The sequence below is a fragment of the Brumimicrobium mesophilum genome (assembly GCF_003025005.1).
GTDB classification, from domain to species: domain Bacteria; phylum Bacteroidota; class Bacteroidia; order Flavobacteriales_D; family Crocinitomicaceae; genus Brumimicrobium; species Brumimicrobium mesophilum.
In genome coordinates this window covers 1-21193 of the sequence record NZ_PVSS01000006.1, presented here as the reverse complement: position 1 = coordinate 21193, position 21193 = coordinate 1, and the positions used below count along the sequence as shown (strand labels likewise).

21 protein-coding genes are annotated in these 21193 nt (G+C 34.5%); 6 read left to right on the top strand and 15 right to left on the bottom strand.

Annotation, left to right across the window (positions count from 1 at the left end):
- Positions 1–161: 161 nt before the first annotated feature.
- The 11 genes from C6368_RS07280 to C6368_RS07230 all read right to left on the bottom strand — a co-directional run bounded on the left by C6368_RS07280 (position 162) and on the right by C6368_RS07230 (position 11435).
- Positions 162–680, bottom strand: coding sequence for a gamma carbonic anhydrase family protein (locus C6368_RS07280; protein WP_107038535.1), 519 nt, complete (start codon positions 678–680; stop codon positions 162–164).
- Positions 680–1540: a glutamate racemase gene (gene murI, locus C6368_RS07275; RefSeq protein WP_234369099.1), complete on the bottom strand. Its 861-nt coding sequence runs from the start codon at positions 1538–1540 to the stop codon at positions 680–682. The genes C6368_RS07280 and murI overlap by 1 nt, the downstream gene beginning before the upstream one ends.
- A 37-nt stretch (positions 1541–1577) precedes the next feature.
- Positions 1578–2108: an OmpH family outer membrane protein gene (locus tag C6368_RS07270; RefSeq protein WP_107038534.1), complete on the bottom strand. Its 531-nt coding sequence runs from the start codon at positions 2106–2108 to the stop codon at positions 1578–1580.
- Between the two features lie 32 nt (positions 2109–2140).
- The gene (locus C6368_RS07265; protein WP_107038533.1) at positions 2141–2659 is read right to left on the bottom strand and encodes an OmpH family outer membrane protein; all 519 of its coding nucleotides are present in this window, start codon (positions 2657–2659) and stop codon (positions 2141–2143) included.
- Positions 2660–2733: 74 nt separating this feature from the next.
- Positions 2734–5241, bottom strand: a complete 2508-nt coding sequence (gene bamA, locus C6368_RS07260) for an outer membrane protein assembly factor BamA (protein ID WP_107038532.1) — start codon at positions 5239–5241, stop codon at positions 2734–2736.
- A gap of 1 nt (position 5242) precedes the next feature.
- Positions 5243–5986, bottom strand: coding sequence for an isoprenyl transferase (locus tag C6368_RS07255; protein WP_107038531.1), 744 nt, complete (start codon positions 5984–5986; stop codon positions 5243–5245).
- Positions 5987–6231: 245 nt separating this feature from the next.
- A complete protein-coding gene (locus C6368_RS07250; RefSeq protein ID WP_107038530.1) occupies positions 6232–6525 on the bottom strand; it encodes a F0F1 ATP synthase subunit epsilon in 294 nt (97 codons plus the stop codon).
- 12 nt (positions 6526–6537) lie between these two features.
- Complete coding sequence (gene atpD, locus C6368_RS07245) at positions 6538–8040, bottom strand: F0F1 ATP synthase subunit beta (protein WP_107038529.1); 1503 nt, start codon at positions 8038–8040, stop codon at positions 6538–6540.
- Between the two features lie 202 nt (positions 8041–8242).
- The gene (locus C6368_RS07240; RefSeq protein WP_107038528.1) at positions 8243–8590 is read right to left on the bottom strand and encodes a heavy-metal-associated domain-containing protein; all 348 of its coding nucleotides are present in this window, start codon (positions 8588–8590) and stop codon (positions 8243–8245) included.
- A 50-nt stretch (positions 8591–8640) separates the two neighbouring features.
- Positions 8641–10890 (bottom strand): TonB-dependent receptor, encoded by a 2250-nt coding sequence (locus tag C6368_RS07235; protein ID WP_107038527.1) that lies wholly within the window; start codon positions 10888–10890, stop codon positions 8641–8643.
- Positions 10891–10997: 107 nt separating this feature from the next.
- Positions 10998–11435, bottom strand: a complete 438-nt coding sequence (locus tag C6368_RS07230) for an HYC_CC_PP family protein (protein WP_159038489.1) — start codon at positions 11433–11435, stop codon at positions 10998–11000.
- Between the two features lie 435 nt (positions 11436–11870).
- Between C6368_RS07230 and C6368_RS07225 the strand changes: the two genes are divergently transcribed.
- Positions 11871–12473, top strand: coding sequence for a NifU family protein (locus tag C6368_RS07225; protein WP_107038525.1), 603 nt, complete (start codon positions 11871–11873; stop codon positions 12471–12473).
- A 91-nt stretch (positions 12474–12564) separates the two neighbouring features.
- On the opposite strand, the gene C6368_RS07220 is transcribed toward C6368_RS07225, so the two are convergent.
- Complete coding sequence (locus tag C6368_RS07220; RefSeq protein WP_107038524.1) at positions 12565–13653, bottom strand: LptF/LptG family permease; 1089 nt, start codon at positions 13651–13653, stop codon at positions 12565–12567.
- A gap of 32 nt (positions 13654–13685) precedes the next feature.
- A complete protein-coding gene (tgt, locus tag C6368_RS07215; RefSeq protein WP_107038523.1) occupies positions 13686–14816 on the bottom strand; it encodes a tRNA guanosine(34) transglycosylase Tgt in 1131 nt (376 codons plus the stop codon).
- Between the two features lie 75 nt (positions 14817–14891).
- On the opposite strand from tgt, the gene C6368_RS07210 reads away from it, so the two are divergent.
- The 3 genes from C6368_RS07210 (at position 14892) to rsmG (ending at position 17529) form a co-directional block, all read left to right on the top strand.
- Positions 14892–16028: a glycosyltransferase gene (locus C6368_RS07210; RefSeq protein ID WP_107038522.1), complete on the top strand. Its 1137-nt coding sequence runs from the start codon at positions 14892–14894 to the stop codon at positions 16026–16028.
- Positions 16019–16624, top strand: a complete 606-nt coding sequence (locus C6368_RS07205) for an RNA polymerase sigma factor (RefSeq protein WP_107038521.1) — start codon at positions 16019–16021, stop codon at positions 16622–16624. The genes C6368_RS07210 and C6368_RS07205 overlap by 10 nt, the downstream gene beginning before the upstream one ends.
- Before the next feature lie 281 nt (positions 16625–16905).
- Positions 16906–17529 (top strand): 16S rRNA (guanine(527)-N(7))-methyltransferase RsmG, encoded by a 624-nt coding sequence (gene rsmG, locus C6368_RS07200; protein WP_107038520.1) that lies wholly within the window; start codon positions 16906–16908, stop codon positions 17527–17529.
- A 133-nt stretch (positions 17530–17662) separates the two neighbouring features.
- Here rsmG and C6368_RS07195 read toward each other — a convergent pair whose 3' ends face one another.
- Positions 17663–18112, bottom strand: a complete 450-nt coding sequence (locus C6368_RS07195) for a hypothetical protein (protein WP_107038519.1) — start codon at positions 18110–18112, stop codon at positions 17663–17665.
- 110 nt (positions 18113–18222) lie between these two features.
- Here C6368_RS07195 and lpcA point away from each other — a divergent pair, with 110 nt between their 5' ends.
- Entirely contained in the window at positions 18223–18786 is a 564-nt protein-coding gene (lpcA, locus tag C6368_RS07190) for a D-sedoheptulose 7-phosphate isomerase (RefSeq protein WP_107038518.1), read from the top strand.
- Positions 18787–18990: 204 nt separating this feature from the next.
- On the opposite strand, the gene C6368_RS07185 is transcribed toward lpcA, so the two are convergent.
- Positions 18991–19251, bottom strand: coding sequence for a hypothetical protein (locus C6368_RS07185; RefSeq protein WP_107038517.1), 261 nt, complete (start codon positions 19249–19251; stop codon positions 18991–18993).
- A gap of 183 nt (positions 19252–19434) precedes the next feature.
- Here C6368_RS07185 and C6368_RS07180 point away from each other — a divergent pair, with 183 nt between their 5' ends.
- Positions 19435–20973: a YifB family Mg chelatase-like AAA ATPase gene (locus C6368_RS07180; RefSeq protein ID WP_107038516.1), complete on the top strand. Its 1539-nt coding sequence runs from the start codon at positions 19435–19437 to the stop codon at positions 20971–20973.
- Positions 20974–21193: the final 220 nt, after the last annotated feature.

Genomic DNA, 21193 nt, shown 5'->3' with positions numbered 1-21193 from the left:
AATCAAAAAGTGTAAATATAGAAAAATTTCATTTAGGTTATTTAACATCTCCCGAAAAATATGATCTAATTTCACTTTTGTCTTAAACAAAGATATAAGGATTATTTAAAATACAATATTTGTTAATACGTAAAGTATTTCGTAAGTATACAAGTCTATATTTACTTATCAGAAAACCAACTTGCATACATTCCATAATTATTTGCGATTCTTTTTACTTCCCCCTTAAAAGTTTCGGGTGATAAGGTTTTCACCTTTTTCGCAGGTACTCCAGCATAAATAGAATTCGGTTCCAAAACAGTGTTTGCAAGCACAACCGAACCAGCAGCAATCAAAACATTATCTTTAACTTCAGCATTATCCATCACGATTGCACCCATTCCTATTAAAACATTATTTCCCACAATACAACCATGAACAATCGCATTATGACCAATAGAAACATTATCGCCAATAATAGTTTTTGACTTTTCATAAGTACAATGAATTACTGCTCCATCTTGAACATTGCAATTCTCTCCAAATTCAATTGTATTTACATCACCTCGGATTACTGCCGAAAACCAAACGGAACACCCCTCCCCCATTTTAACATCTCCAACTATTGTTGCGTTTTCAGCTATCCAACAACTTTCTGCGATTTGAGGTGTAAATCCTCTGCATTCTAATATAAGTGCCATTATTTAAATTTTATTTGCTCAACATTAACATCAATCCCTAGAATAGTTGAAGCTAAATCTTCAAATACCTCATGATTTTCAGTTGTTAAATATTGAGATGAACTATTCTTCGTAATTTTCTGATCCAACCCTTCATGTCGTTCAAGGTACAATTTCAATGAAGTTGCAACAATTTCACCTTGACTCACAATTCTTACAGTTTTTGGGACGATACTTTCGATAAAAGACTGAAGTATAGGATAATGTGTACAACCTAATAAAATAACATCTGCCCGTGGAAAAGAGGACAATACCATTTCAACATCATTTTTTATGAATGCTTTCCCTTCAAGTGAATTGTATTTTTTATTTTCTATTAAAGGTACCCATAGAGGACATGCATATTGGTTTACTTTTGTGATTGGACTCAAAACGCTAAACTCATCTACATAAGTATTTGAAGCAATTGTTCCTTCTGTACCTAGGACAACTATATTGTTTGATTTACTAAAGTCTCCAACAACTTCGGCGCTTGGACGAATAACACCCAACACTCTTTTACCAGGATATTCAGGTAAATTCTCATGCTGAATCCTCCTTAGAGCTTTAGCCGAGGCTGTGTTACAAGCCAAAACAACCAAATCACAACCATATTTAAACAATGTTTTTACAGCCTCCCATGTATACTCATAAACTACATCAGCAGTTCTGGCTCCATAGGGCGCCCTGGCATTATCTCCTAAATATAAATAGTCGTAAGTCGGCAATATTTTTTGTACTTCTTTAAGAACAGTTAATCCACCGTATCCTGAATCAAAAAAACCAATTGGATTAGATTTATTCATACTCAAAAGTACAAAAAAAGCCGTTATGAAAATCATAACGGCCCGTTTCTATATAATCGTTGACAAAAATGTTTTACTCACCTGATGTTGCTTTAGCTGCAGCAGCTTTTTCCATTTCTAATACTTCTTTTACAACTATAGTAGTAATATCTCTACCACCACTATACAACAAAGAAGATTCATCGATAACGTAGTTGATTTTCTCTGCTTTACACACTTTTGCAATTGCATCTTGAACCGTTTTTAATATAGGCGCGTTCAATTCTTGACTTAAAATCTGAATTTGCTCATCTAACTCTTGTTGACGTGTTTGAAATTCTTGAGATTTTTTCATTAAACGCTCCTCTTCAAACTTAAAAGCTGTAGGGCTCATAGTTGGTTTTTCCTGTTGAAGTTTACTGTAATCAGCTTGCAATTTTTGTTGTGTTTCTTGCAATTCCTTAACTGCTCTTCTTTCAAAGTTTTCCAACTCTTTCATAGCACTCATACGAGATGGCATTGTGTCTAATACTTTTTGAGTATTTACATGTGCAATAGAAGTTTGACTGTAAGCAGCACCAAAAGTTGTAACTGCCATTAATAATATTAACATTAATTTTTTCATGATTCTGTTCTTGTTGTTATTCTTATTTATAATTATCGTGCATTAATTCCCATTTCTCTAAGTACCATTTTACTGATATCATACTTAGAATCGGCAAAGATAAGATTTGATTGGTTTGCTTTATCAAAAACGAAGGCAAAATTTCTATCACTTGCTACTTTTCCTAAAGCTTCAAAAACTTTATCTTGAATTGGTTCAATTAATTCTTTTCGTTTTGCAAATAAATCTCCACTCACCCCGAATCTTAACTGTTGCATTTCCAAAGCTTCCGATTCCATTGTTTCAATTTCTTCTTGTCTTTTTTCTCTTTCTTCAGCTGGAAGAATTGCCTCCACTCGTAAAAATTCGTCTTTCCTTTTTTTAATTTGATTATAGCGCTCATCTATTTCACCTTGCCATCTTGTGGCTAAATTATCTAACTGATCTTTTGCGTCACTATATTCAGGCATACTTTCTAGAATGAAGTCTGAATCTATGTACGCATACTTCTGACCATGTGAAGCAAATGATGTACCAAAAACTACGGCTAATATTAAAAGTAAGTTTTTCATGTTCGTATTATTTATTAAATTTCAATGTATATAATTAAAGATCAAGTCTGTACAACAATTAATTATCGATATGATTATAAATCACCAAGATTTGCTCCAAATATAAATTGGAATTGCCCTACTGGTTTTCCTGTTCGTCTTAATAAATCGTTGTTTCCAGCATGACCTTTACTATGAGGATCAAGTGCATCGAATCCCCAACCATAATCAAATCCTAACATTCCAAACATTGGAAGATAAATTCTAACACCACCTCCTAAAGTTCTTTTTACATTAAATGGATTAAATGTATCGAAGCCTGTATAAGTATTTCCAGCTTCAGCAAATGCTAATACGAAGAAAGTTGCTGATGGATTTAATGAAATTGGATATCTTAACTCCATTGTAAATCTTGAAATTAATGGATCTCCGGCAGTAGAAGAAATCTCCTCATTATCATAACCACGGAGTGAAATAATTTCTCGACCATCCAACTGACCAATTCCAGTTAATGCATTTCCACCTAAATAGAATCTTTCAAACGGAGACAACCCTTTTGCATCATTATACGCTCCAAGGAAACCAAAACCAATTTTAGGCATTAAAATCAATTTTCTATCTGGTGTTAATGGTAAATACCATTCACCTGTGAATTTCAATTTATAGTATTCTGCAAATTTATTTTTTTCTTGAGCATTCAAACCACTATAGTCAGAAACTCCATCAAAAGAAGAATAAGGTAATGTTGCTTTTGCTGTGAAAGTTAATTTTGAACCACTTCGAGGATAGATTGGTGAATCAACAGAGTTTCTTGCTAAAATATATTTAAATGCAATATCATTAGAATACCCTTCATCAAAAACAAATTGAGGATAGTTTGTAATGTCATAGTAGCTATAAGACATTTCATAATATGCACTAAAATAATCATCAGGAATTTTCTTTCGTCTTTGTAAACCAAGTCCTAAACCAGTAATTCCCACGTTGTAATAAGCTTCAGAACTTCTATCTGCATAGCTACTAAAAGTTGAATGATTCATCCATAATGAAAGGGCGTTTGGTTTTTTACCTCCTAACCAAGGTTCAGTAAAAGCCAAGTTATAAGATTGGTATTGGCGACCGTTTGTTTGTGCACGAATTGAAAAAGTTTGACCATCTCCTGTTGGAAGTGGAGCCCAAGCATCCTTATTAAACATATTCTGAATTGAGAAATTATTGAATGTCAATCCTAAAGTCCCAATTATTCTTTCGTTACCATAACCACCAGAAAGTTCAATTTGATCAGAAGATTTTTCTGTCACCACATATTCAATATCAACAGTTCCATCGGCAGGATTTGGTAAAGGATTAATTTGGAATGCTTGTTCATCAAAATATCCTAATTGGGCCAATTCACGCTGCGTACGAATAATATCGTTTCTATTAAACAGATCCCCAGGTTTGGTTCTTATTTCTCTTCGAATAACATAATCATTCGTTTTAAGGTTTCCTTTTATTATAATATCTTTAACGCGTGCCTCTTTTCCTTCAATCAATCTAATTTCATAATCGATGTGATTGTTCTCTACATTAATTTCAACTGGATTAATTTGGAAAAACAAATGACCTTTGTCCATATATAAGGAAGTAATATCTCTACCATCCATACTTTGTTCCAGTCGCATGGTTAACAATGTCTTATTGTAGAGATCTCCATATTTAATACCTAGTACTGTATCAAGATAGCCTGACGAATATTTTGCATTCCCAACCCATGTAATATTTCCGAAATAGTATTTTTCACCTTCATCGATTGTAAAGTCGATAATTAAATTTTTCTCATCTCTACTGTAAACGGTATCACTAGTAATTTTTGCATCCCTAAGTCCGATTTCTTCAAACTCAAGCATCATTAAAGCCTTATCTCTACTGTAAGCAGATTCTGTAAATTTAGATCTTTTGAAAAATCTCCAAAACGCTTTTTGTTTAGTATCTTTCATCTTACGACGAAGTTTACCTTCTTTTAAAGACTCAACACCATAGAAATTAATTTCTGCAATTCTAACTGGTTCTCCCCTATCAATATTAATTATGAATATTTCAGAGTTATTCATTAAAGAATCGTTTACACGTTGAATATCTACCTTAACGTTATAAAAACCTTTTTCTCTATAAAAGCCAATAACTTTTGCGCGTGTATTGTAAAGCAAGTTTTCCGTAATGCTTTTTCCTGAGAATAAATTAATATCTTCTCGAATTTTATCTGCATCTTTTTTCTTAGCTCCAACAAATTTAAATCGTGATAGCTTTGGTCTTGGTTTAAGGTCAATTGATAAATAAGCTATATCTCCAACAGTTTTAACTAGTTTAATTTTGACATCAGAAAATAATTCTTCCGCCCATAGATTTCTAATTGCTTTTGTAATTTCTTCACCAGGAATAACAATTTTAGCACCTTGTTTCAATCCTGCAATTAATTTTATTGCTTGATGATCAAAATTATCTGCACCATTTACAGCAATCGGTCCGATTTCATAAGTTTCAGGAGCTTCATAATTGATGGTTTGTCCAAAAGCGATTGAAGACAATAAAATTGATAAAAATACAGCAGTTATATGTCTCATATTAATTTTTCAATTGTTCAGATACTTGACCAAAACGTCTTTCTCTATTTTGATAATCTACAACCGCTTTAAAAAGATTTTCTCTTTTAAAGTCAGGCCATAAAGTTTCAGTAAAATATAATTCTGAATAAGCGATTTGCCATAGCATAAAATTACTTATTCTACATTCGCCAGAAGTTCTAATTAATAGTTCTGGATCGGGTATATCATTAATACACATCTCATTAGAAAGCGCATTTTCATCGATATCATCTGATTTCAATGTTCCTGCTTCTACTTTTTGTGCTAATCTTTTGGCTGCATCAACTATTTCCCAGCGTGCGCTATAGTTTAATGCTAAAATAAGATCTAGTGAATCGTTTTTTTCTGTAGCATGCATGGCTCTATTCAGCTCATTTCTACAGGCATCAGGAAGTCTTGATTTATCACCAATACTTCTAAGTCTAATATTATTTTCGTCTAGTTCAGAAACTTCATTCGCAATAGTTTCTACCATTAAATTCATAAGTCCATCTACTTCTTCTTGGGGTCTATTCCAGTTTTCTGTAGAGAAAGCATACAAGGTCAAGTGTCTAACACCTAGGTCAACACAAGCTTTTAGTACTTCTCTAACTGCTTCCACACCAATAGAATGTCCAAACAATCGAACTTCACCTTGTTGTTTAGCCCAACGTCCATTCCCATCCATAATGATGGCAATATGCTTCGGACATTTTTCAAGATTTATTTTATTTAAAAGACTCATAATTTATACGTCGACTAATTTACAATAACAAAAAGGATTAATGCCTAAAAATCACATTATCCTTAACGTTGTTTAACAGATTATAATTTGATCATTTTACATCAAGCTTAATGTTTTACCAATAACTTTTAATAGCATACTTTATTTTATTAACTATTAAAAAAAATATTTAGCAATCCTCACCTAGTATAACAAGAAAAGGGAATTGCTTTATACAACTCCCTTTTACCAAATTTATTATAAGTTTAATCTGCAAGTACAATAATTTTATCATTTTGCATCTCCATTACTCCACCGCTGATTGTAATTCGAATCACACGAGAGTTTGAAGAATCATCTGGTTCAAAAGAGCCTGAAAACTCATCAAAGTCTGTTTCATGATTTGCCAAATCAACTTTTATTTTACCTTCAGTAAGTGAAGATATAATTGGAGCGTGTCCTCTAAGAACTTGGAATGAGCCATCGATTCCTGGGAAACGAACAGCATCAACCTCACCTTCAAACATTTTTTTCTCTGGAGTAATAACTTCTAACCACATACTTATATCGTTTTAAGCTTCTGCAAGCATTTTTTCACCTGCTTCGATTACATCATTAATATCTCCTTTTAAGTTAAAAGCAGCTTCTGGATACTTATCAAGGTCACCATCAAGAATCATATTGAATCCTTTAATCGTATCTTGAATATCTACCAATACTCCTTTTAATCCTGTAAACTGTTCAGCAACGTGGAATGGTTGAGATAAGAAACGCTGCGTACGACGTGCTCTGTGAACGACTAATTTGTCTTCTTCAGAAAGCTCATCCATACCTAGAATCGCGATAATATCTTGTAGTTCTTTATAACGTTGTAATGTAGATTGAACTCTACGTGCACAGTTATAGTGCTCATTTCCTAAAATAGCTGAAGAAAGAATACGAGAAGTAGAATCCAATGGATCAACCGCTGGATAAATACCTTGTTCTGCAATCTTTCTTGACAATACTGTTTTAGCATCCAAGTGAGCAAATGTATTTGCTGGAGCCGGGTCAGTTAAATCATCTGCAGGTACGTAAACCGCCTGTACAGATGTAATTGATCCATTTTTTGTAGAAGCAATACGTTCTTGCATCGCACCCATTTCAGTAGCCAACGTTGGTTGGTAACCCACTGCAGATGGCATACGTCCAAGTAATGCAGAAACTTCTGAACCAGCTTGTGTAAATCTAAATATATTATCAACGAAAAATAAGATATCTCTACCAGAACCTTCACCATCTCCATCTCTGAAGTACTCAGCCAAAGTAAGTCCTGACAAAGCAACACGTGCACGTGCACCTGGAGGCTCATTCATTTGTCCGTAAACGAAAGCAGCTTTAGACTCTTTCATTCCTTCAACATCTACTTTTGAAAGATCCCATTTTCCTTCTTCCATTGATTTCATGAACTCATCACCGTAGCAAATAATTCCTGACTCCAACATCTCACGAAGTAAATCATTCCCTTCACGTGTACGCTCTCCTACTCCAGCAAAAACTGAAAGTCCTTCGTATGCTTTCGCAATATTGTTAATCAACTCTTGAATCAATACAGTTTTACCAACACCAGCACCACCGAAAAGACCAATCTTACCTCCTTTAGAGTAAGGCTCAACTAAGTCAATAACTTTAATACCTGTAAATAAAACTTCAGAAGATGTTGACAAATCTTCAAACTTTGGTGCATCTCTGTGAATTGACATTCCAACCTCACGGTTAGTTTCTGGCAATCCATCAATAGCGTCCCCTACTACGTTAAATAAACGTCCTTTTACTTGATTTCCAATTGGCATTTGAATTGAATCTCCTGTAGAGATCACTTCCATACCACGAGTAAAACCATCAGTTGTATCCATTGATACAGTTCTAACAGCATTCTCTCCTACGTGAGATTGCACTTCTAAAACGACTTTAGTACCATCTTTTCTTGGCACATATAACGCATCGTAAATATTTGGTAAAGCTGTTCCTTTATCGAAGCTTACATCAACTACAGGACCGATCACCTGTAAAACTTGTCCTTTAATTCCCGACATCTATTCTGTCTTTTAAGTTATTCAATTTGGGCGCAAAGATAGGTTATTTATTTCGTACTCGACGGATTATAATCTATTTTTTTCCACAATTGCGATATGTTTGTTAATTACTTTATTAAATCTATGTAAAATAGTGAGCAAATGGATTCCGAAAATAACACCTATTTTCATGAATTCATTTGCTCAATTGACATTTATTCTTTTACATCCCTCCTGGTTGACAACATGCGGGTAACGCCTTCTGAGCCGAATCCAACGCCTTAACATCATCAGCATTATACCCCAACTCCGAAATTGTTTTTTTTATTTTATCTAATGAGGTTTTCTTTGAGTTGTACTTTACCTCTAAAATTTTTGATTCAACATTTAGATTTGAATAATAAATACCCTTTTCAAAATTCATTAATCCTTCAATTCTTTCTTTACATTGTCCACACTCTGCATTTGTCTCTATAAAAGCAGTTAATTTTGTAGGCTCGCTATTCTTGGTAGTAGCACAACTTGTTATTAAAGTCATAAACACTACTATTAATAAAATTCCCTTTTTCATAATTTTCTATTTTTCGTTGTTCTTATTCCTATAAAAGAATAAGACTCATATTATTTCTTTTTATATTCTAAAGCATATCTAAATCCTGCATAAACATTTACACCAAAAATAGATGCATATACACGAGTAGCATCAAATCTTTCTCCAAATGGATTCTCTGCATCAATTATCGGATTCTCCAACCTGTAATCCAATAGATTTTCTCCTCCAAGGTAAACTTCAAAATGCTTAAACTTGTGTGAGATCTGTCCACTTAACATTGGGAATGGTTTACTTACATTGTCTTCTGTGAATGTTCCATCAGGACGCATAACTTTTGCCAAACGCTGTGCTCCAAAAACAGAAAGTGTTAGATCGTAATTCCACCTTAGATTTCTTGATTCATAAGCAAAGTTGACAAATCCTCGATGAGTAGGCACCATTAATACTGATTCTAAGTTTCCTCCAGTAGTGGCACGAACATCTAAAAACTTATACGCTGCTTTAATTTCAAATCTCTTGATTGGCTGAAACTTTATATCTGTTTGAAAAACATTTGAGAATGATGAACCATCAAGGTTCCCCATTCTAATATATTCTGAAGACTCATCTCTATCCACTACCAATTGATTTTCGAAGAAAGTATGATAGAAATCTGCTGTCCAAGTTGCATCTCTTCCAAACAGTTTAAAATCCCACAACCAACTTCCTCCAAAATTCCATGAAACCTCAGGTTGAATATCATTATCAACATACCAAGGAAGATTCGTAGCCATTAGAGAAAGATTATCTGTTACATAATTTGAAACTCTAAAACCTCTCCCAGCAGTTAAACGAATATCCATGTGCTCTGTCAAATCATATTTATAATTTGCCCGTGGAGTAAATTGCCAATCATAAAGATTATGATAATCTGCCCTTGCTCCTAAAACTACAATTGAACGCGATCCAGTATAGGTATATTCTGAGAATATTCCAGGAACGACTTCTGTTCTGTTAAAATCTCTTTGAATTGTATCATTCGGTAGATTATCTTCCATTGTTTGGACTAAATCATCATACACAAAACTTAATCCTGATTTTAATTTGTGATTGGTATTCCCAAGAATTGTTTCATGCATTGCATTCACATACCCACGTTTTTCCGATGCATCTAAAGTTCGATTGCCGAAAACTGTATTCAATTTATTGTACTTCATATAATACACAACTCCAATTGAACTAAACAAATCTTCCTTAAATAAGAAACCTGTTTTACCGAAAAGTTCAACATTAGTATTTCTAATACCTACACCATACAAATTTTGAGCAGACTGATTAGAATATCGGTCATATCCAATTTGACCACCTTGTTGATCAGTGTGACTAGCCTTCACTCCTATTTGACCTCTAAAAAGTTCCGATGAATATTTCCAGCGGTTCATTAAAATTAAATTATCACCCAGAGGAATATCCCTGAAACCATCTTTATTCCTATCGTTTTCTGCCTTAACAGATGCACCATGAACAAACCAAGCTGTACTTAATTTGTCGTTTATTTGCTTTCCTCCATGAAGGTTTAATTCTGCACGACCTTGAATACTTCCATATCCATTTACAAAAAGTCGCTCCACATTATCTGGCTTCATATATTCCAAATTGATCAGCCCTGCCATAGATTCATAACCATTTGTTACGGTCCCAGCACCTTTCGTTATTTGAATTGAAGAAATCCAAGTTCCAGGAACAGATGCTAATCCAAATGCTTGATCGAGATTATGCATAAAAGGTATATTTTCGAATTGAAGCTGTGTATACCTCCCATTTAACCCCATCATTTGAATTCTTTTAGAACCAGAAACACCATCCGCTAAACTTACATCAACTGTAGCATTTGTTTCGAAAGATTCTGAAAGATTACAGCATGCTGCTTTACGTAGCTCTCCTTGCGTTAAGTTTTCCACGTTTCTTGGATCAAGACGCATGATGCTAGAATTATCTCTTTTGGCGATAATTCTTATTTCGTCTGTAACAAATTCTGGATAAAGTGTGATTTTAAAATTTACTGATTCACGGTCTGAAATTATTGCTGTATCTGAATAATAACCTGATGCGCGAATTATTAGCGTATCGGGTAAAATTGCCTCCGTTTTAAAAGAAAATTTACCTTCTTCATCTGAGATAGCACCTTCTCGGGCATTTTTCATAAAAACCTCAGCTCCAAATAAAGGTTCTGTTGTCTTGCCGTCAATATAACTATTTATTGTTCCTTGAATACTTAACTTTTGACCAAAAGAGAATCCACTGAACAGGATTACTATTAATATTAAACTATTTTTCATTCTTGATATTATTTGACTTATTACTATTGATTAAATCATCAGCGATAAAATACTGACTACATTCTGGTGGAATTCATTAAGAAAACCAACATATACAATAGTTTATTCTAAATCAAATAGGATTGAAACAAGGAAAGTCTCTCAAGCGTAGTTAGGGAAGGCGGCGCCTTATTGGATGTCGATATATTCTTATATTCAGGAAATGAAACAAAAACTGAATTAGAGAAAGGTAAAGCAAAGTTGTTGATGAAATCAATTTTAACATCGTTAGTAGCTAGGTCTGTGTCAATTTGATAAACTTGCACATCATTATCACAACAATCATCTTCAACTTGAAGGGTATTTTCATTACCCGAAGAACAACATTCATGAGCGATTTCAACCTCTTCAATCACCTCTGGTTCGCAACCATGTTCAACATCCACATAAACTCCATAAAATTCTCCCCCATGACTACAATGATGCTTGTAGATGGTTACACCAGTTGTGCTAACAAAAAACAGCGCAACTAGAAAGAGAAGAAATATGTTTGATTTCTGTTTCACGAGGTAAAAATAAGCAATTCTTAGTTTAAAAGAGAACATATAACTTGTAATTAACAATTTTATGGGTGCTTCTGAATGCCGGGATGTAGGAATCCCTTCTGCGAAGTGATTGTGTTTTTTTTAACCGCAAAGGCCGGGGAGGTTCTGGCTGAAGGCAGAATAGGACACCTGCGGTGTTGAAATTGCAGAGAATTGATAATTGTAAATTGTAGGGTGCTGGAATCTCTTCTGCAAAGTGATTGTGTTTTTTTTCACGGAGGAAAACGGAGCCTCACCTGCGGTTAATTAAGGAGAAAAAGGAAGGGTGAAGGATAAAAGAGTTGCTTATAAAATTATTCGAAACAGAGTTTATGGAGTTGTATCGAAGGATTCTTTCCATGAAATAAACTTTATTCACTTATTCCTTGCTACTTTTGCAATATTAAAACAACAATTATGTCAAAAATACCGGTTACTATATATGCTGAAATGACTCCGAATCCAAATACAATGAAATTCGTAGCCAACAATTACTTGATTGACCCTTCAGCAACAGCAGAGTTTAAATCACAACAAGAAACTAAAGGTTTTTCACCATTGGCAGATCAACTTTTTAATTTTCCATTTGTTAAAGGAATTTATATCGCAAACAACTTTGTTTCGATAACTAAAGACGACAGTTTAGCGTGGGATTATGTATTAACTGAGCTACGCGATTATATTCGCAATTTCATTGCAGAAGGAAACATTGTAATAACAGAGATTCCTGAGGAAAGACCAGCGCCAGTTGCAGAAGACAAGACAATTGATACAACTAATTATTCTCCATCGCAGTTTGATGATGCAATTAAGGATTTATTAGACCAATATGTTAGGCCAGCCGTAGAAGGAGATGGTGGTGCAATTGAATTCAGAAACTTTGAAAATGGTGTCGTTACTGTAATCTTAAAAGGAGCTTGTTCTGGTTGCCCTTCATCCACAAACACATTGAAAGGCGGAATTGAACAAATATTAAAACAACATATTCCAGAGGTTACTGAGGTAATAGCTGAGAGTTAATTACGAATTTTTAAATTACGAATTAAAACCAAGACCCGGGTACTACCGCGAGTCTGCGACTCGTGGTCTTGTTTTTAATTCATAATTGACTCTATTTCGGTGCCATTCTATAGAGAATCAGCCCTAAAACAGCGAATATTAGATTTGGAATCCATACTGCAATAATAGCGGGGAAACCAACATTCTCTGCTGCTACAGAAGTAACTTTCATAGCAAAAATGTAGATAAATGCCAGCAGTAATCCCACAGCAATGTTCACACCAATTCCTCCACGTGATTTTCTAGAGGATACCGACATACCAATTAAAGTAAGAACATAGGTTGCAAAAGGAAATGAAGTTCTTTGATAGAATTCAATTTCGTAGAAAGCAATATCCGCAGAACCTTTATCTTTTTCCAAGGCTATAAATTCTTTCAATTCAGCATATCCCATGGTTTGAACAACTGAATTTCGTTGTGCCATTTCACTTAACTTAAAAGGTAAAATGGTATCTAATTGAACACCACTATTTGCAGGATGAACCAGCGAATCATTTGGACTTCCAATATATCTGATATGATAATCACTTAATCGCCAAACATCTGTACTATCTGGATTAAACACCTGATTAGCTTTCATTATGGAAACCAGTTGATCTTTTTCATTCCTATTTTCCATTACAAAACCAAGGGCACGACTTTTATCAGAACGGTAAGAGTCAAAATACACTACTTTTTTCCCTGGAAACTCAGCAAAATAATCAGAAATTGTTCTAACGTTTCTATAATAATCATCTTCAAATTGTAGCCTAACCTTGTTCGATTCTGGCAAAACAATATGATTCAAAGCTAGGGATATCAACATTAAAATTGTTGCACCTATCATATACGGTCTAAGAATTCTCCTGAATGGTCTTCCACTATTTAACATGGGAATAATCTCTGTGTTTTGAGCCATTTTTGCGGTAAACCAAATTACAGCAACAAAAACGATCAATGGAGAGAAAAGATTTCCAAAATAGACAATAAAATTGAGGTAATAGTCAAAAAATATAGCACTGATTGGAGCTTCTTTCTCAATAAAATCTCCTAATCGATCAGCAAGGTCAAAAACCATGGCCAAAATCATTATTACTCCCAACATAAAGAAGAAGGTAATCAAGTATTTCTTAATGATATATCGATCTAATATTTTAAGCATAAGTCACTTACAATCTTATTTAGAATATTTATCTACAATCTATTTGCCATTTTCACAACCATCATATTTTTCCACTCGGTGAAAGTTCCATCGATGATTCTTACTCTCGCTTCTTTCATTAACGCTAAATAAAAAGCTAAATTATGAATTGACGCAATTTGTAGACCTAAACTCTCCTTCGTTTTTATTAAATGCCTTAAATAAGCTTTGGTATAAAAAGTATCCACTGATGAAGTTCCGTTAGGATCAATAGGTGAAAAATCTTTCTCCCATTTTTTATTTTTAATGTTAATGATTCCTTCGCTCGTAAACAACATTCCATGACGAGCATTTCTTGTTGGCATCACGCAGTCGAACATATCAATTCCTAGGGCGATACATTCCAACAAATTGATTGGCGTTCCTACTCCCATTAAATAACGTGGTTTTTCTTTTGGAAGAATTGCCGTAACCACTTCAGTCATAGCATACAATTCTTCTGCTGGCTCACCTACTGAAAGTCCACCAATTGCATTCCCCAAAGAATCTGTATCTGCGATATATTTAGCTGATTCTTGTCTTAAATCTGTATAAACACTTCCTTGCACAATTGGAAATAACGCTTGTTCATAACCATACTTTGGCTCTGTGTTATTCATTTGTGCAAAACACCTATCCAACCAACGGTGAGTCATTTTCATGGAACGTTTCGCATACTGATAATCGCAAGGATAAGGAGTACATTCGTCGAAGGCCATGATAATATCCGCTCCAATTGAACGCTGAATATCTATTGCTCTTTCAGGCGTAAAAAAGTGATAAGAACCATCCACATGCGATTGAAATCTTACACCTTCTTCTGTAATTTTACGAGAACCCGACATAGAATACACTTGATAACCTCCACTATCTGTAAGAATTGGACGATTATAATTCATGAATTTATGTAAACCTCCAGCCGCTTCCAAAACTTCAGTTCCTGGACGCAAAAACAAATGATAAGTATTTCCCAAAATAATTTGGGCATTAATTTCATTTTCGATTTCATGTTGGTGAATTCCTTTAACAGAACCCACAGTTCCTACTGGCATAAAGATTGGAGTTTCAATCTCACCGTGGTCTGTAACTAGCTTTCCTGCTCGTGCTTGAGAGCTTTTATCTTGATGTAATAATTCGAAGTGCATAAATATGTTGAAAAATAAAAACACAAAGATAACTGTATTTAAACAAGTGTGCCATATTTGTAGAAAACTATACAAATGGATTTCATTCCTAATTTTTCTGATCCCTATGAAACCTTTGTCTCTATTTTGTTATGGAGCATGGCGTTAACGCAGCTTTTTTGGATCTTTTTCTTCTACAGTAGAATTGCATTTCATCGCGAAAAAAATTCTCAAAATGAAAATTTACCGCCAGTAAGTATCATAATTTCGGCAAGGAACGAAGAAGATAACCTTTTTGAACTGCTTCCATTCATTCTGGAACAAGAATATCCTAAATTTGAAGTGATTGTAGTCAACCACCAATCGACTGATAACACCGCAGATATTTTAGTGGCTTTTCAAGCAAAATATACTCACCTAAGAATCATTAATTTAGAACGAAGCAATCACTTAGCTCAAGGAAAAAAACTGACCTTAACTTTAGGGATAAAAGGTGCTAAATATGAGCATTTATTAATGACTGACGCAGATTGCAAACCAACTTCAAACCAATGGCTACGTTCAATGGCGAATGAATTCGTGGACAAAAAAGAAATTATTTTAGGTTATGGACCACATTACACAGTTCCTGGATTTTTAAATAAAATAATTCGGTTAGACACTTCGATGATCGCTTTGAATTATTTATCATTTGCCAAAGCTGGTGTTCCATATATGGGAGTGGGAAGAAATTTAGCTTATACAAAAAAACTATTCATGAACAATAGTGGATTTAAAACACACTACTCTATTTCTTCAGGAGATGATGATTTATTTGTTCAAGAAGTAGTACAAAAAAGAAACTATTCTATCGTATTATCGCCAGAAACTTTTTGTTATTCTGAAGCCAAAAATTCATGGTCGGATTGGTTGGTTCAAAAATCCAGACACTACTCTACTTCAGGGCGCTATCCACTTTTCAAGAAGCTATTGTTAGGAATATATCCTTTATCACTGCTTATGATGATCATTTCTTTAGTTACTTTGTTAATTATTGGAGGAATAACATGGATTACACTCGGTGTTATAGCATTAGTTATCATTTCTAAATGGATTGTTTTTGGAAAGGCTTTTAATAAACTTAAGCAAACCTCGTTTGTTTGGGGGATAATATTTTGGGACATTTTGTATGCAATTTTTACACCCATCATATATTTCACCTCTGCAAAAATAACAGGGTCAAAATGGAAGTAGGAAGTAATTTATCTGAAAAAGGAAAAAGAGATTTAATTATCGTGGATCGTGCGAGAGAAGGAGATCAAGCAGCATTTGCTGAATTGATGAGTCGCTATCGTGAACCTGTATATTTTATGCTTTTGAAAATGATAAAAAACACAGATGACGCTGATGATTTAACCATCGAAGCTTTTGGAAAAGCATTTAACCGCATCCATCAATATTCACCAAGCTACGCTTTCAGTACTTGGCTGTTTAAAATTGCTTCAAACAATTGCATTGATTTTATTCGTAAGAAAAGGGTTTCAATGACCTCAATGGACCACGCCTACACCAATGAAAATGGTGAACCAGTAGGCTTACAAGTGGATGGAGGCTTATTAGATCCAGAAGAAACCTTCATTAAGAATCAGAAGGTAAAAACGATGCGAGAAGTTGTAGATAAATTAAAACCACGTTACAAAGAATTAATTGTCAAAAGGTATTTTGAAGAACTTACCTATGACGAAATAGCTGAGGAGTTGGATTTACCTTTGGGAACGGTTAAAGCGCAGTTATTTAGGGCGAGGGAGTTTTTGGCTAATGTTATGAAAAAGACTCGCGACACAATCTAGTTTCTGATTATATTGTACATTGCCCACGTTGCATCTAATTTTTTAAGCAGTTACATCTATAAACTCAAGACAATGCATTGGCAAGCGTTTACACCTTGGAACCGATCAGCATTGCTTTAAAAACTAAACACACCCACTTACTTGGCTCGAAAACTCAACCTATTCTCAAACAAGCAGCTTTTTGAATAGAACTTGGCTTGTTATCTGTAATCGCTACATAAGCAATACATTTTCTTGATAAATCTTTTACTACAAGTGGTGGATTATGCTATTTTTGCGGTATGGAATTGATTAAAAAATACTTCCCCAATTTAACTCAGGATCAAATTTCAAAATTTGAGCGTTTGAAACCACTATACGAGGAGTGGAATCAACAGATCAATGTGATCAGTAGAAAAGACATGGATCAATTCTATGAGCGACATGTACTGCATTCATTGGCGATTGCTAAGGTGATTCGATTTAAGCCTGGAACAACAATTATGGACGTTGGAACTGGAGGTGGATTTCCCGGAATTCCTTTGGCGATTATGTTTCCAAAATCAAGATTTCACTTGGTTGACTCTATTGGTAAAAAGATAAAAGTTGTAGAAGCAGTTGTGGAGGCCTTGGACTTAAAAAACGTGCAATTCAATCACAAAAGAGCTGAAGAAATCAATTTCAAGTTCGATTTTATTGTGAGTAGAGCTGTTACAAAAATGCCTGTTTTTATTCCATGGGTAAGAAATAAAATCAATAAAGTCCATAAGAATGGGCTTCCGAATGGGATTTTATATTTAAAAGGTGGAGATTTAACAGAAGAAATGAGTACAGTTCAAACATTTCATGAAACTTTCAATATTCCCGAGTTTTTTGCAGAAGAATTTTTCGAAACAAAGAAGGTGGTATATGTGCAATTGCACTAAAGATCGACTTGCTAATCGCATGCAATCAATTGCTTAAAACATTCGTCATTTAAAGTCAAGCTTTTTACTCAATAAAAAAGACCGCCATTTCTGACAGTCTTACAATGCTTTTATTCGCTAAAACTAATGATACTTATAAATCGTCTGGGATAGACATTTTTTGAAGTTTCTTTCTTTTTGGCTTAAGTTTGTCGATGAAAACAACCCTCAATCTTTCTCGATCTGCGTTTACAATCATTTCTGATATTCCATTCACAATTGATGGTGGCTCACTAGATAAACTTTGGAAATTTTTGTCATAAAGTTCTTCAGTATTGTCATCATAGTAATAAAAAATAGCGCTTACATATCCATTTTCCACACGCACTTTTCCACGAACGCAAAAAACCTCTTCGCCTTCAAAAAATGAAATCATAACATTTCTGTAAATATTATCAGAAATTGTATATGAACCTCTTTCTTTGAATGCCTCCTCATATTTTTCAAAGCAATTCAACTCCTTCTCTTCCTCCTCTTGTGCTATGGAATTTCCAGCGTTCAAAAGAAAAAATGTCGAAATCGCAATTAGTAAAGTTTTTCTCATGGTATATAGTTTAACATAGTTTTTTCAGGTTTTCAAATATAATAAATTGCTTCAACTCCGATGATGATTATCTTTAATTTTTTATAATTTTGAAATTTAAAGCGAAAAGCATGAAACAAATAGTAGACCAATTTAATGAAGCACTAGAAACATTGAAGAAATTCAATACTGAAGAAAATTTTATGGCCATTGCCGAAGCTGGTGAAATTTTGGTTGAAAGTTTCAAAAATGGAGGAAAAGCCATCAGTTGTGGAAATGGAGGTTCTATGTGTGATGCCATGCACTTCGCAGAGGAATTAACGGGGAGATATCGCAATGACCGACCAGCAATAGGTGCTGTTTCTATTTCTGACCCATCACATATATCGTGCGTTGCCAATGATTATGGTTACGAATACATTTTCTCAAGATATGTAGAGGGCGTTGGAAGAAATGGTGATGTTTTGTTAGCTATTTCGACTAGCGGAAATTCTAAAAATGTAATTAACGCCATCGAAGTTGCTAAATCCAAAGGAATGAAAGTTATAGGATTAACGGGAAAAGATGGAGGAAAAATGGCTGAACTATGTGATGTTGAAATTCGAGCACCTCACGCGAATTATGCAGATCGAGCGCAGGAGATTCACATCAAAGTTATTCATAGTTTGATTGATTATGTGGAAAGAAACCTTTAGTTAAATATTTAATTATTAATGTTTAGTGGTTAATTTCTAATTGTTATTGGTACAAAGTTTCACTAATAAGGATTAACGATTAATAACCTAGTGTAACCACTATCTAAAAGCATTTAGTAGACCGAAATATTAGTTCAAAAAAAAGGACGGATTACAGATTTTAATTTTGCAAAACGTCCTCATAAATTCTTTTGGGAAAAACTTCTATTTTGTAGAAGCCCATTTTCTAATTTCAGTTCTGAACCATTCGTCAGCTGCATCTGTCCATTTGAAATTTTCTCTTATGTAAGCCACAGTTGATTTTTCGATATCTGTGTAAGAATCGCCGTCTTTTACGCTTTTCAAAAGTTGTGAAGCATCATCTTTTGAAATTCTTCCATCATTAGCGCCTGCTGTTAATTTATCAGCCAATTCCAATAATTCACCATCATACTTATTACCGTCAATTGTTTTATAATAACCCATTATTTAAAATTTTTAAATGATTTCCTTAAAAATAATAATAAAAGGAGTGATTTGCAAATCTTCCAAATCAATTTACCGTGCTCAATAATCCAAACAAAATCACCTTATTTAATTTTGATTTATTTTTTTGATGTAAATTATTTCACTATCTTAATTTAGAATAATTTAAAAACCTAAATCATTATGTTAGTCAAATCATTTGGCAGTGCCGTATTTGGCATAGAAGCCACCACAATCACTATCGAAGTAAATATCGATAAAGGAATCAGTTTTATTTTAGTTGGCCTGCCTGATAGCGCGGTAAAAGAAAGTCAGCAAAGGATAAAAGCTGCGCTTTCGAATAACGGATATAAATACCCAATGAAGGAAATTACTGTGAATATGGCGCCCGCTGACATTCGCAAAGAAGGTTCCACATTTGACCTCCCCATTGGTATAGGAATAATGGCTGCCAGCGAACAAGTCGATACAGCATCATTAAGCGATTATATTTTACTGGGAGAACTATCACTCGACGGAAGTTTACAACCCATGAAAGGAGTTTTACCCATTGCCCTCAAAGCGAAGGAAGAAGGTTTCAAAGGTATTATCCTACCACTAGAAAATGTAAGAGAAGCCGCCATTGTTGACGGGTTAGATGTGTATGGAGCTTCCACCATTAACGAAGTTATTACATTCTTAAACGATGGAACAGGATTAGAACCAACCAGAATTGACATCCGTCAAGAGTTCTACAATAAACTAGATGAATTTACAGTCGATTTCCGCGATGTAAAAGGACAACAGAATATCAAAAGAGCATTTGAAATAGCGGCATCTGGTGGTCACAACGTTGTTTTAATTGGTCCTCCAGGTGCTGGAAAATCAATGTTGGCTAAACGTTTACCCACAATCCTACCGCCGATGAGCATCAATGAATCTTTGGAAACCACAAAAATTCATTCTGTAGCTGGAAAAGTAAAAGCTGGAGCAGGATTAATCACAGAAAGACCGTTTAGAAAACCTCATCATACGATTTCAGATGTGGCTTTGGTAGGTGGTGGAAGTTACCCTCAACCAGGAGAAATTTCCTTGGCTCATAACGGTGTTTTATTTTTAGATGAATTACCTGAATATAAGAGGTCTGTTTTGGAAGTCATGCGACAACCCATTGAAGACAGATATGTAACAATTTCAAGAGCTAAATTCACGGTAGAATACCCTGCGGGATTTATGTTAATCGCTGCAATGAATCCTTGTCCATGTGGTTACTACAATCATCCGGACAAAGACTGTGTTTGCGCACCAGGGATTGTACAAAACTACTTGAATAAAATAAGTGGTCCTCTACTCGACCGAATTGATTTACATGTGGAAGTTACACCCGTAAGTTTCGATGAATTGGCTTTTCATCAACCTGATGAAGGGAGCAAAGATATTCGTGAAAGAGTAATCAAGGCACGATTAATTCAAGAAAAAAGATTTGAAGAATCTGAGGAAACGCATTGTAATGCCCAAATGTCGAGCAAAGAACTAAGAAAATATTGCAATATAGACGACGCATGTAATGCGATTCTGAAACAAGCGATGGATAAATTGGGGCTCTCAGCAAGGGCGTATGATAGAATTTTGAAGGTTGCAAGAACTGTTGCTGATCTGGAGGAAACGGAAGTGATTACAACGGCGCATATTTCAGAGGCGATACAGTTTAGGAGTTTGGATAGAGAGGATTGGGCGAAATAAATGAAAAATTAATAATGAAAAATTCGGGGGGTATTTTAATTCCAAATGCGTTTGTTAGGAGAATTACGAATTAGTGAGATATTAAATTCCAAATGCGTTGTAATTGAGGTTTTTAACCGCGGAGGTCGCAAAGGTATCGCGAAGGTCGCAGAGTTTTTTTCACCTGCGGTGATTGAGAAAAAAAAGGAGAAGAAAAAAAGTTGTTTTGGAATTTAAAGAC

Excerpts from the sequence above, each read along its gene's own strand:
- C6368_RS07225 (WP_107038525.1), top strand. The coding sequence starts at position 11,871 with ATGTCAAAAATACCGGTTACTATATATGCTGAAATGACTCCGAATCCA.
- C6368_RS07270 (WP_107038534.1), bottom strand. The coding sequence starts at position 2,108 with ATGAAAAAATTAATGTTAATATTATTAATGGCAGTTACAACTTTTGGT.
- C6368_RS07185 (WP_107038517.1), bottom strand. The coding sequence starts at position 19,251 with ATGGGTTATTATAAAACAATTGACGGTAATAAGTATGATGGTGAATTA.
- C6368_RS07240 (WP_107038528.1), bottom strand. The coding sequence starts at position 8,590 with ATGAAAAAGGGAATTTTATTAATAGTAGTGTTTATGACTTTAATAACA.
- bamA (WP_107038532.1), bottom strand. The coding sequence starts at position 5,241 with ATGAGACATATAACTGCTGTATTTTTATCAATTTTATTGTCTTCAATC.
- C6368_RS07195 (WP_107038519.1), bottom strand. The coding sequence starts at position 18,112 with ATGAGAAAAACTTTACTAATTGCGATTTCGACATTTTTTCTTTTGAAC.
- C6368_RS07180 (WP_107038516.1), top strand. The coding sequence starts at position 19,435 with ATGTTAGTCAAATCATTTGGCAGTGCCGTATTTGGCATAGAAGCCACC.
- C6368_RS07255 (WP_107038531.1), bottom strand. The coding sequence starts at position 5,986 with ATGAGTCTTTTAAATAAAATAAATCTTGAAAAATGTCCGAAGCATATT.
- C6368_RS07280 (WP_107038535.1), bottom strand. The coding sequence starts at position 680 with ATGGCACTTATATTAGAATGCAGAGGATTTACACCTCAAATCGCAGAA.
- atpD (WP_107038529.1), bottom strand. The coding sequence starts at position 8,040 with ATGTCGGGAATTAAAGGACAAGTTTTACAGGTGATCGGTCCTGTAGTT.
- lpcA (WP_107038518.1), top strand. The coding sequence starts at position 18,223 with ATGAAACAAATAGTAGACCAATTTAATGAAGCACTAGAAACATTGAAG.
- rsmG (WP_107038520.1), top strand. The coding sequence starts at position 16,906 with ATGGAATTGATTAAAAAATACTTCCCCAATTTAACTCAGGATCAAATT.
- C6368_RS07210 (WP_107038522.1), top strand. The coding sequence starts at position 14,892 with ATGGATTTCATTCCTAATTTTTCTGATCCCTATGAAACCTTTGTCTCT.
- murI (WP_234369099.1), bottom strand. The coding sequence starts at position 1,540 with ATGATTTTCATAACGGCTTTTTTTGTACTTTTGAGTATGAATAAATCT.
- C6368_RS07220 (WP_107038524.1), bottom strand. The coding sequence starts at position 13,653 with ATGCTTAAAATATTAGATCGATATATCATTAAGAAATACTTGATTACC.
- C6368_RS07205 (WP_107038521.1), top strand. The coding sequence starts at position 16,019 with ATGGAAGTAGGAAGTAATTTATCTGAAAAAGGAAAAAGAGATTTAATT.
- C6368_RS07250 (WP_107038530.1), bottom strand. The coding sequence starts at position 6,525 with ATGTGGTTAGAAGTTATTACTCCAGAGAAAAAAATGTTTGAAGGTGAG.
- tgt (WP_107038523.1), bottom strand. The coding sequence starts at position 14,816 with ATGCACTTCGAATTATTACATCAAGATAAAAGCTCTCAAGCACGAGCA.
- C6368_RS07235 (WP_107038527.1), bottom strand. The coding sequence starts at position 10,890 with ATGAAAAATAGTTTAATATTAATAGTAATCCTGTTCAGTGGATTCTCT.
- C6368_RS07265 (WP_107038533.1), bottom strand. The coding sequence starts at position 2,659 with ATGAAAAACTTACTTTTAATATTAGCCGTAGTTTTTGGTACATCATTT.